The sequence below is a fragment of the Staphylococcus sp. TE8 genome (assembly GCF_000692055.1).
Classification (GTDB): domain Bacteria; phylum Bacillota; class Bacilli; order Staphylococcales; family Staphylococcaceae; genus Staphylococcus; species Staphylococcus capitis.
Genome location: NZ_JMGB01000001.1, coordinates 441,942 through 453,478 on the forward strand (window position 1 = coordinate 441,942; position 11,537 = coordinate 453,478).

7 protein-coding genes are annotated in these 11,537 nt (G+C 31.4%); 2 read left to right on the forward strand and 5 right to left on the reverse strand.

Features of this window, described 5'->3' with window-relative positions; all coding sequences use genetic code 11:
- Positions 1 to 38: 38 nt before the first annotated feature.
- The 4 genes from CM54_RS02200 to CM54_RS02215 all read right to left on the reverse strand — a co-directional run bounded on the left by CM54_RS02200 (position 39) and on the right by CM54_RS02215 (position 7,097).
- Entirely contained in the window at positions 39 to 3,689 is a 3,651-nt protein-coding gene (locus CM54_RS02200) for a GW dipeptide domain-containing protein (protein ID WP_443027716.1), read from the reverse strand.
- Between the two features lie 989 nt (positions 3,690 to 4,678).
- Positions 4,679 to 5,104, reverse strand: coding sequence for a GNAT family N-acetyltransferase (locus CM54_RS02205; protein ID WP_037548647.1), 426 nt, complete (start codon positions 5,102 to 5,104; stop codon positions 4,679 to 4,681).
- A gap of 200 nt (positions 5,105 to 5,304) precedes the next feature.
- Positions 5,305 to 5,775: a DUF2538 family protein gene (locus tag CM54_RS02210; RefSeq protein WP_002435360.1), complete on the reverse strand. Its 471-nt coding sequence runs from the start codon at positions 5,773 to 5,775 to the stop codon at positions 5,305 to 5,307.
- A 56-nt stretch (positions 5,776 to 5,831) separates the two neighbouring features.
- Positions 5,832 to 7,097, reverse strand: a complete 1,266-nt coding sequence (locus CM54_RS02215) for an LCP family protein (RefSeq protein ID WP_037548649.1) — start codon at positions 7,095 to 7,097, stop codon at positions 5,832 to 5,834.
- A 441-nt stretch (positions 7,098 to 7,538) separates the two neighbouring features.
- Between CM54_RS02215 and CM54_RS02220 the strand changes: the two genes are divergently transcribed.
- Positions 7,539 to 9,191 carry a phospho-sugar mutase gene (locus tag CM54_RS02220; RefSeq protein ID WP_037548651.1) on the forward strand — a complete coding sequence of 551 codons (1,653 nt, stop codon included), beginning with the start codon at positions 7,539 to 7,541 and terminating at the stop codon, positions 9,189 to 9,191.
- A 30-nt stretch (positions 9,192 to 9,221) separates the two neighbouring features.
- The gene (locus tag CM54_RS02225; protein ID WP_037548653.1) at positions 9,222 to 10,445 is read left to right on the forward strand and encodes a serine hydrolase domain-containing protein; all 1,224 of its coding nucleotides are present in this window, start codon (positions 9,222 to 9,224) and stop codon (positions 10,443 to 10,445) included.
- A gap of 142 nt (positions 10,446 to 10,587) precedes the next feature.
- Here CM54_RS02225 and rihC read toward each other — a convergent pair whose 3' ends face one another.
- Positions 10,588 to 11,496 (reverse strand): ribonucleoside hydrolase RihC, encoded by a 909-nt coding sequence (rihC, locus tag CM54_RS02230; RefSeq protein ID WP_037548655.1) that lies wholly within the window; start codon positions 11,494 to 11,496, stop codon positions 10,588 to 10,590.
- Positions 11,497 to 11,537: the final 41 nt, after the last annotated feature.

The following is an 11,537-nucleotide window of genomic DNA, read 5'->3' on the forward strand; positions in this document are numbered from 1 at the left end:
TTATTTTACTTAAGAGATGCCCTAATTTGAATTACTGATTATTTATTGTATTGTGGGATTTCAAAGTATTTACCAACTTCACCCATTTTATCGTAGAAACCTTTAATAACTTGAGAGTTTAAATTAGCCCAGTTAATATCTGTAGCGTATTGATGTGTACCTGGATGTGCAGGGTTCCAACGCATTTTATAAAGCGTATTTTGTCCTGCTTTGACATAAGATTGGCCGATAAATTTAGCTCCGCCAACAATAGCTTTGGATACTGAATCCCAACCAGCTTCTTTTGCATATTTAATGCCATCTATTAAAGGATTATCATCATATGCACCTATACCAAATACATTGTGATATTTTTTAGCTGATTTATTAGTGAATTTACCGTTAACAATGTCTCCACCTTTAGCTAAATCAGAAGTACCATTACCAGTTTCAATTAAAGCGTGAGAGATTAAATAAATCTCATTAATACCATACTTTTTAGCAGCTTGGCTAAATGACGCGCCTTGTCCTTCTAAAACACCTTTACCTTCTAGCAATTTATTAAGTGCTGAAACTGGTAAATATTGTGGTTGGTCTAAAAGTAAGAATTGATATTTATACTCATCGTCTTTAGCTAATCTAATGGGATCCATAGCGTTTTTAATTTCATCATAATTAGCATCTTCCCATTTTCCTGCTGTTCTTTGAACTTGAGGGTTATAGTATGAATTATTTTGAATATTTGCTGCTTTTGTTAAAGTCATACCAGTTTTAACGTATCTGATTGACTCTTTAGACAAGTCAGTTGATTTAATCCATACATATTTACCATTTGTTAATTGACCATAATACCAAGTTACACCGTCGACTTTCATTTGTTTCGATACAAAGAATGGTTGATTGTAATAAGGGTTGAGTGAATAATGGGCGTTATTTGCAACATCATTATAGTAGTAACCCTTATTATTATTTACAACAAACGTGTAATGATATGGAGTAGATTGAGCATCAGTACTATTTTGAGTTAAGTCTTTAGCTGCTATCCAACCCGTTCTGTTATCAACCGTTCCATATAAGAATAATTCTTTTCCAACATATACCGATCTAGAAGCTTTAAACGCTTTATTAGAAATCATTTTTGATGAAAGAAGTTGTTGGTTCTTCGTGCCCCAAGCAATAGAATATAATCCGTTGTTTTCTGAATTAACTTTATATTTACCAGTAGATTTTGTTTGTTTACCTAAGTTTTGGCTTGTAACATCTTTAATGTTTACCCAACCTAATGGTGTATTTTGAGTACTGTCTTGAAGTAAAACATAAGTGTTGTTACCTTCAGTACGTTGTTTGCTAATAACAAAGGTACGGTTAGCATATTTAGCGCCGCTTTTAGCTGTTTTATCATAAACAGATGTTCTGATACCTGAATTATTAGCTTTAACCTGTGCTACTTTATTTATAGTTTGAGTTGTTGCACTTTGAGTTGCTTTAGATGTTGATTGAGTTGAAGCAGCTCTATTCGCAGTTGTGACTTTACTGCTCGTTGCAACTTTAGATTGAGTTGGTGCAGTTAAATAATATTTACTTACCCAACCAGATTTACCATTGACCGTTCCATATAAATAAGTAGCTTTGTCGATTTGTTGTTGTTTCGTAGCTTTGAATGTTTGGTTGCCAGAACCTGAAACTTTACTAGCTTCTTGATTAAATGTACCCCAAGGTACCGTATATAATTTAACGCCAGGTTTAATAGTATAAGTTGCGTTCACTTTAAAAGGTGATTTCGCTGTGTTATACACTACATCACTTTGTTTAACCCAACCATATTTTTTACCAGTGTTATAGTCTTCAACTAGGTAGAATTTATCATTACCTAAAGTAGCTGATTTTGTAACAGCTAAAGTACGTTGTACTTGGTCTGTTTTTTTACCTTTACTGTCATAAACAGTTGTATAAACGCCATTATTTTTAGATTTAATTTGAGCAACACCGCTATTTGCAGATACAGTTAATTTATTATTACTAGTTGATGAAGAACTTGAACCACTTGATGGTTTAGTTGAATTGCTACTTGATGATGGAGTAGTTAAATAATACTTACTAATCCAACCAGATTTACCATTTACTGTACCGTATAAATAAATAGCTTTATCAATTTGTTGTTGTTTTGTAGCTTTAAATGTTTGGTTACCAGAACCTGAAACTTTACTAGCTACTTGGCTTGGTGTACCCCATGGTACAGTGTAAAGTGTTGAACCTGCTTTCACATTGAAAGTTTGGTTTACTTTAACAGGTGATTTCGCTGTGTTGTAAACGACATCGCTTTGTTTAACCCAACCATACTTTTTACCGCTATTATAATCTTCAACAAGATAAAATTTATTATTACCTAAAGTTGCAGATTTAGTTACAGATAAAGTTTTTTGAGCTTGATCAGTAGAATGTCCTTTAGAATCGTAGACTGTAGTATATAATCCACTGTTGCTAGGTTTGATTTGAGCGACACCACTATTAGCTTTTACAGTTAATTTATCGCTACTTGATGAACTTGAACCACCTGATGGTTTAGTTGAACTTGAAGAAGTAGTACCCCAAGGTGCAACTTGTCCAGTTTTAATTAAGTATTTTTCATTAATTAGATCATAAAGTTCAGCATAACTGTAATTATGATTACTGAAATATTGATGAGGGTCTGCATGGTCTGTACCACCTAACCATCGGCTAATTGCATAGTGAGTCCATACTGTACCTTGACCATCATTCTCAGCGCTATCTGGTTTTAAACCATAATAAACAAGTTGAGTTGCAGCATAGTCTGCGTAGTTATTCATAGAGCGCGCAAATGAAGCGTAATCATGTGTATGAACAATTTCAACATTAATAAAACGCTCGTTACCAGCTGGACCTGCGCCCCAAGATAAATAATCAGTTGGCGCAGTTTCAACAATTCTATTGCCGTCAACAAATGCATGTACAAATGCTGATTCATAATTATTCTTCATAAAATTAATTTCGCCATCAATTGTAGAGTTCTCATTTGCAGTGTCATGTACTACGATTCCCTCAGGACGACCTACACCATATCTATAACCATATTTAGGGAAATATGAAGTATAGTTTTCTTCAATTTGAGGTGCTTTGAAATTGTTTTTACGAATATAATTATTGATTGACGAATTAACTTGAGGTGTGTATTTAGGTAAAGAAGAAGTGGCTTTAGATGTCGTTTTCTTATTTACTGAATACATCATTCTAGGTTTAGCTACTGAACTAAATGTAGTCACTTTTTTTTCATTATTAGAAGTAGCTTTTTCATTAGTTGATTTGTTTGAACTAGTAGTAACGGTACTGTTAGTTGATTTCACACTAGTTGTTGTAGATTTATTAGTTGATTCATTATTTTTAGATTTATTAGATTCAGCTTTAGGCTCTGAACTATTGTCCTCTTTAGCTTGAGCAGTTAATGACGCGATTTGAGGCTGCTTATCATTATTAGTTCGAGTTGTATGAGAATCTGCTTCATTAGATGTTGAAGCTTGAACATTAGATGCATCTGTATCTTCAGTCTCATCATCTTCGTCATAGTCAAAATTATACCCTGATTGATTAGTGCTACTTACTTTAGCGCTTGATTGATTAGTTTCTTCATCAGTTGGTTGTTGACTATTAGAATTTTTAGTTGTTTGATGATTAGAATGACTTGAATTAGAAATAGAAGTCTCACTATTTTCCTTTTCATTAGTTTTGTTTAATGATGATTGAGTAGTATCTAACTCTTTATTGTCATTACTTTGTGTTTGAGATGCATATTGCTCGTTTGTAGATGGGTTGTCTACTTGTTGACTCTCATTTGATTTTGAATCTTCAGTATTTGATAGGTGAGCTACTTCTTCAGATTGTGAAGTAACTTCATTTTTGTCCAAGCTAGATTCATGATTTTGTTGTTCAGGTTGTGAAACATCTTCATTATTATCTGATTTTAAGTCTTCTTTAGTAGAAGGACTAGTTGCATCTTGTTCATGTTGTTCAGATTGTGAAGCTTCCTTATGATCATCTTGTGTGCTAGCATCTTCTTTATTTGAAATTGTTACGTTAGCATCTTGAGTTTGTTGGTCAGTTTGAGCTGAATTGTTCGATTGATCTTGAGAAGTTTTACTTGAAGAACCGTTTAATTCATCTAGTGAGGCATCGTATGTATTTGAAGTGGTATCATCATTTGATTGAACTTTCGTAGGATCTTGATAAGTTTGAGTTCCTGAAACATTTTGTGCTGGTTGAGAGACTTTCTCTTTAACTTGTTCAGCTTGTTTAAGAGTAGCTTGGTCATCCAATACGTTTTTATTGTTTGTTTGATCTTGAGTGTTTTCTGCGGCGTGTGCGTGGTGAGCAGTGAAGGCAGTTCCAAATAACGTTAATGCAACCATTGACGGTAATTTGTAATTGAATTTCTTCGTCATATTTTTATTTACTCCTCATAATATATTTTATTTTGTACCAATTATAATATTAGTTGTAATATCTGTATTACTTTTAACAGTTTTGTAATCAAACTTTAACCTATGACTAACTGATAATTATTTTAGTATTCATACAGTTAAAGCATTAATTACGCGTTTTCTATTCATTTTCATTAGTGTAAAATGCATATTAAATATTACATTTTTAAGTTTGTGCAAAGTTGAAAATTGAATATAAAAAGTTGTTATATTGCATTATTCATTCTGATGTGTTCGATATTTTCTTCAATGAAAGTATTCCCGAATGCTTTATAACCGATTTTTTCGTAAAAAGTTTGCGCATGTGTTTGTGCATGCATAGTTAATTCGTCAAAGTTTAAATCATTAGCTAATTCTTCAATAGAGTTCATTAATAGTTTACCGTAACCCAATCCTCTATGTTCTTTAATGATAGCTACACGTTCCACTTTTCCTAACTTTTCTTTAATAGGTCTAATTCTAGCGGTAGCAAACGGATCGCCATCTTTTGTATAACCAATTATGTGATATGATATTTCTTCATAATTATCTATTTCATTCTCCTCAGGGACGTGTTGTTCTTTGACGAAAACTTTTTTTCTTATCATAAAACAATCATTCAACATGTCTTCATTAATAACTTTCTTAAACATTTAAAACCTCCAGTATCTCTAATAATTCCCAAAATCATGTAATTAAATCACAAATTGAACAGATTTTTAATAAAATTTTCATTCTAGAAGAGATGGTACATCTATGAATCGAAAAATTATTTATAAAAAAACCGCTAACATAGTTAAAAGCAATGTTAGCGGAAAGTTAGAGGTATATTAAAACACTCTGAATGTGTCATTTATAGAGCTTCTTTTCGTACAATGGCGCAATATTGCCAAAAAATTCTTAATTGCGCTATATTCCAGTTATTCATGCCCATCGTAAAGCCAGATGGTTTAAACAAGTTAACGTCTGTCACTTCAAGCGCAGCGGCGATTAGGTACTGTAAAGGCACGCTAATACTTTTCATAGTTTCAGTTATACCATTTTCATCATAAACCCATGTGAAAGGTAAGTCAGATTCGAATACATCTACTTTATTGAAAATCTCAGGAAGGGCGACAATATAACAAGCGCCGTCGACGACTGGATTATCGAAACTGTTTTTATAGTAAACAAGTAATGCTTCGTAGTTTTCTCTATGCTCATGATTGACATAGAAGAATTCATTACGAAATAGGGCCATGTCTTTACTATGAACAATTTGTTGTTCCAACATATTAAACATGCCATTAATATTAGCGACCTTTTCATATGTTTTGCGACTCATTGTATAAGCTCCTCTCCTAATTAAATAACTGCGATGTAAACATGATTAATAAATAGTTATTGAACATTCATATTAGCATCATCATTTAATGTGTTATTTTGCTCATTATTTTGTTGATATTGATTTTGGTAATTGTTGTCATCAGTTGTTTGATTATTATTACCTGTATCTTCTTGACCATCATTTTGATCGTTATTGTTGAATGTTGCTTCGTTATTTGAGTTATCATTCATTGTATCGCTGTTATTATTGTCATCATCGCTTGTTGTGTCTTTTTGATTTTGACGTAATAAACTATCACTTAACTCTGTTAATGGGACGAGTGAACCATAATGTTTGATAACTCTATGGTCTAAAAAGTCGTCTTTATCTGTTATTTTAGATAAGCCTAAATCAGAGCGCAAGATATTTGAATATTTCATTATACTTTTAACACTTGGATTATAGTAATAAATACCATCTAAATAATCGTCTTTACCTTCAAGTTGAGATGTTTTTATATCTGTGTTGCCTGTAAGATACATCTTAGCTAATGATTGAATTTCCTTTTTAGTGAGATTATGTTTAGCATTTTTACCAACGATTTCAACTACATTATCTAATTTATCTATTGAATCTAAACTTTGGGCTTTTTGGAAAAGAATTTTTATTAAGTCCATTTGTCTTTGACCACGTTTTAAATCTGAATCATGATGTCTTGTTCGAGCTACAGCTAAAGCTTGGTCACCATTTAATTTTTGATAGCCTTTTTTAATTTTTATTCTGCCGGTATCGTCACTATTTGGTTCATTTAAATTATAAGGCACATCATAATAAATACCGCCTAATTCATCAACAGCTTCAACAAATGCTTTCATATTAATTCGAACATAGTAATCTACTGGTACATTCATTGTCGCTTCAACAGAGTCCATAGCAGCTATAGGACCACCGTATGCATGAGCGTGAGTGATTTTATCATAATAGCCTACTTTTGGTATATAACTAATTGTATCGCGTGGAATACTTAACATTCTAATTTGATGTTTCTTTTGATTAAATGTTGATAAAATCATTGCATCTGATCTAGAGTGTTCAATACTTTGTCCGTTCTTTTCTCTGCCTTCATTATCATCTATTCCTAAAAATAAAATAGAAATAGGTTGCTTTTCAGGATTTACTTTTGAATCTCTTAAAGTGGATTGACGTTGCGCATTATGCTGATCTTGAGACTTTTCAAAAGCAGATTCTGAACTTTTATATAATTGAGTAGCAAATATGATTGGAACGACGACAAGAACGAATGTTAATAATATTAAAAAATACTTTAAAAATTTGTTCATCGTAAGTGCTCCTATTTTATTATTAAAATTTATATTTATGTGCTGAAATTTGTATATAGTTATGAGATACGTTTTTACTTTTGTATTTATGCACTATAGCCTTAAATTGTATTACTTTATAAGCAAAATTACAACTCATAGCTTCACATTAATTTTACAATCTTAAAACTAAGTTTACATTATTTTTTTCTATAAGTTTGGAAATAAATTTCTGTAAAACCCTTTATGGTACTAAAGTACTATAGAATTATTTTTAAATAAGCGTATTATCTAATTAAAGTGATTTATCTATGTCATTAAGTTATAATAATGCATAGCTAATCAAATATATAAAATTTGTAAAAACAATTATCAAATACAATTTCAATTATCAAATTTTCACCATAGATTCGACGTGCTACTTTCCTTTACATTGATTGTTTATAAGAAAGGAGATTACTAATGAAACAAGAATGGATAAAGCGTTTGGATGAAAGTTTAATTCAATCGTTTTATGAGCAACAGAACGAAAGAGAAATAGAAGAAGGGTTAACAACACAGTTATCTTTTGGGACTGCTGGAATTAGGGGGAAGTTTGGCATTGGTCCTGGTAGAATGAACGCTTTCACGGTAAGAAAAGTAGCTTTAGGCTTAGCAAAATTTATAAAAGCAAATTCTAATGAAGCAACTATTGTTGTCTTTTACGATTCTAGATTACTTTCAGAAGCTTTTTCTAAAGAATTATCTACAATATTAGCTGATAACGGAGTTAAAGTTATTACTGCAGAAAGCTATAAATCTACACCTGAACTCTCTCATGCTATAAGATATTACGGGGCAGATGGTGGGGTAATGATAACAGCAAGCCACAATCCCAAAAATTATAATGGTATTAAAGTTTATAATGAATATGGTGGGCAACTATTACCTAAAGACTCTGAAATTTTAAGTAGTTATATAGACGAAATTGAAAATCCATTAGATATAGAAATCGGTAGCTTTGATAAGTTAGTAACTAAAGATCAAATTAATTTTGCAAGCAAAGATGTTAGAAATAATTACATAAATGAAGTTATTAGGGCTACGGGAAACATTGAAAAAAAGAATGCTAAAACAGTACTAACTAGTCTACATGGAACAAGTTTGCCTATAGTTTCTGACATTTTGGACAAACTCAATTATGATAATTATGTTATTGCTCAATCACAATCTATTCCAGACGGAACATTTCCTACACTAAATAGTCCTAACCCTGAGGACGAATCCGCATTTGAAGTAGGGAAGAAGCTAGCTGAAGAAAGTGATGCACAACTCATTATTGCTACTGATCCTGACGCAGATAGATTAGGGATAGTAGAACGTTTAGATAATGGAGAATATAAATTTTTCAATGGTAATGAATTAGGACTTATATTAATGAAATTAAGGTATCAAGACCTAATTGATGCTTCATATGAAGATTTATATATTGTTAAGTCCATAGTAACTAGTGAACTAAGTGAAAAATTGGCGGATGTTTTAAATGTTAAAGTTTATAATGTGCTTACAGGATTTAAGTATATTTCGGAAATTTTAAATGATAAGAGCCATACTAATGAAAAACTATTGTTAGCATTTGAAGAAAGTAATGGCTATATGGTTGAACCATTTGTAAGAGATAAGGATGCTCTTCAAATCGTACCTTTAATCATCAAATTTAAAAATCTACTTTACGAAAATAATATTACTTTAAAAGATACACTTGATGATATATATCGTACAGTCGGTCATTATCAAAATGTTAATTTAAGTCCTGTATTTGAAGGTGCGGATGGGCAGCGTAAAATAGAAACAATTATAAATTCATTTAGAAATAAAGAAATACATCAAGTGTGTGGGTTAGATGTAAAAGCAATTGAGGATTATCAATTAGGAACAATTAAGTATATAGAAAGTGGGAAAGAAAAAGCCACTTACTTACCTAATGCAAACTTAATACGTCTAATATTTGATGAAGGTTTTATAGCTATTAGGCCATCAGGTACAGAGCCTAAAATTAAGATATATTTTTCACTAAACGTAAATAACATTGATAGTTTAATTAAAGAATTCCAAGAGACTTATATTGAATATTAAAGACATGAATGTGTGAGGCTAACAAGAAAAATGAAACTTAATAAATTTAAAATAATCTTTTTTATAATCGTACTAGTTACACTGATTGTATTAGTTGGAATGTTAGGATTTAAATGGAGTAAACATCATGAAGTAGAAACGCAAGTATTAAAGAATCAAAGCGATAACACTAATTATATTGAAAAAAGAGATAAGTCAGTTAAAGCGCCCGAGAAGTTAAAAACAATAGTTGATAAAAAAGAACCAATGTATGGCCAAATTGATAAGTATTTAAAAGAAACGCATTTCAATGGTACAGTAGCTATATTTGATAATGGTAAATTGAAAATGAATAAAGGATATGGTTATAAAGACATTGAAAAAGGTAAGAAAAATACTGCTAATACAATGTATCTTATTGGTTCTTCTCAAAAATTCACAACGGGATTAATGCTTAAACAATTAGAGCTAGAACATAAGGTGGATTTAAATGAACCTGTAACGAAATATTTACCTTGGTTTAAAACAGATAAAGAAATAACAATTAAAGATTTAATGTTACATAAAAGTGGATTATACAAATACGAAGCTTCAACAAACATTAAAAACTTAGATCAAGCAGTATTATCTATTCAGAAACGTGGAATTGATGATAAAGTTTATCATAAACATAGTTATAATGATGCAAACTATTTAGTCCTAGCTAAAGTGATTGAGAAGGTAACAGGGAAACCATACGTACAAAATTATTACGAACGTCTTGGTAATAAATTTCATCTAAAGCATTCTGCTTTTTACGATGAGAAGCCATTACAAAATGAAATGGCTAAAGGTTATAAATTTAAGAATGATTCATTTTCGTTCTTACGTCCTAATGTACTAGATCAATATTTTGGTGCAGGGAACCTATATATGGCACCTTACGATATGGGTAAACTTATTAATAAGTTACAACAAGATAAATTATTTAGCTCTAATGTGACAAATCCAATGCTACATGAATTTGGTACTGAAGAGTATCCTGAAGAATATCGATATGGCTTCTATGTTACGCCATATCTTAATAGAGTGAATGGCGTGTTCTTTGGCCAAACATTTACTGTATACTTTAATGACCGTTATGTTGCTATATTAGGTACTAATATTAAAAATACTAACGGCTTCGTGCCTAATGAAGATAAAATGAGACATATTTTCTATAATATTCTTAATCAAAAGAAACCTTATAATACACCAGGTGTTAAAGTTCACGATAAACAGCATACAAATCATTAGATATTCACCTAAAAAGAAGATTAGAATAAAAACCACGCATATTCAATAAAGATATTTTTAGCCAATATATTAAATCAGACTGAGAAATTAAATATTATCTCAGTCTGATTTTTTTAATATATAGTTCAATATAAATACCTTACTATTTACAATAGCTCAGTGCGTTAAGGAATAAATCTTCGTAATCTTTATCTACAGGTGAGAGTACAACTGTACAATTAGGATATTGAGATTCGAAATCTACAACAGTTGCTCCTTTAGTGTAATGACCAGCTAATTCTATTTGAACATCTGCTTCTTTGACATTAAATGCTTGAGGTTGCAGTAAATATAAAATAGTAAACACATCATAAATTTTAACGCCATATTCGAAGTCTTCGCTTCGATAGTGTTGAAATAAATCATGTAACATTTGTCCTGTTTCATTTTGATTTTTAAAGCTTTTAACGTAATCATGCGTAAATATGGCTTCTCTAGCTAAGTCTAATCCTATCATTGTCAGAGGCAATCCAGAGTTAAATACCACTTGCGCAGCTTCAGGATCACAATAAATATTAAATTCTGCTAAAGGCGTGACGTTTCCTCTTCCTGTACTACCACCCATAAGAACAATTTCTTTAATGTAATCAGTTACTTCAGGATATGTAGAAAGGAGTATTGCTATATTAGTCAATGGACCAATTGCAATGATAGTCATAGGATTCTCGTTCTTTAAAATTGTTTCTTTCATAGCTTCAACAGCGTGGGTAGATGCCAAATCCTTTTGCGCAATAGGGGGAAAGTCATAGCCATCCATACCAGATTCTCCATGAACTGGTGCAGCGTCGACAATTTCGTTTAATAAGGGTTTTGATGCACCTCTATGAACAGGCACATCACTATTAAAGAAATGTTTAAGCTTTAAAGCATTTGCGGTAGTCTTCTCAATACCTACATTCCCATTCACAGTAGTAATCATTTTTACATCAAATTCTGGATGACATAAACCCAAACTGATTGCTGCAGCATCATCTATACCAGGATCAGTATCAATAATAATTGGGGTTACCATTATATTAATTCGCCTCCTAAAAATGAACTTCCCATTAAGCG

Coding starts and splice junctions, on each gene's coding strand:
- CM54_RS02205 (WP_037548647.1), bottom strand. CDS start 5,104: ATGTTTAAGAAAGTTATTAATGAAGACATGTTGAATGATTGTTTTATG.
- CM54_RS02210 (WP_002435360.1), bottom strand. CDS start 5,775: ATGAGTCGCAAAACATATGAAAAGGTCGCTAATATTAATGGCATGTTT.
- CM54_RS02215 (WP_037548649.1), bottom strand. CDS start 7,097: ATGAACAAATTTTTAAAGTATTTTTTAATATTATTAACATTCGTTCTT.
- CM54_RS02220 (WP_037548651.1), top strand. CDS start 7,539: ATGAAACAAGAATGGATAAAGCGTTTGGATGAAAGTTTAATTCAATCG.
- CM54_RS02225 (WP_037548653.1), top strand. CDS start 9,222: ATGAAACTTAATAAATTTAAAATAATCTTTTTTATAATCGTACTAGTT.
- rihC (WP_037548655.1), bottom strand. CDS start 11,496: ATGGTAACCCCAATTATTATTGATACTGATCCTGGTATAGATGATGCT.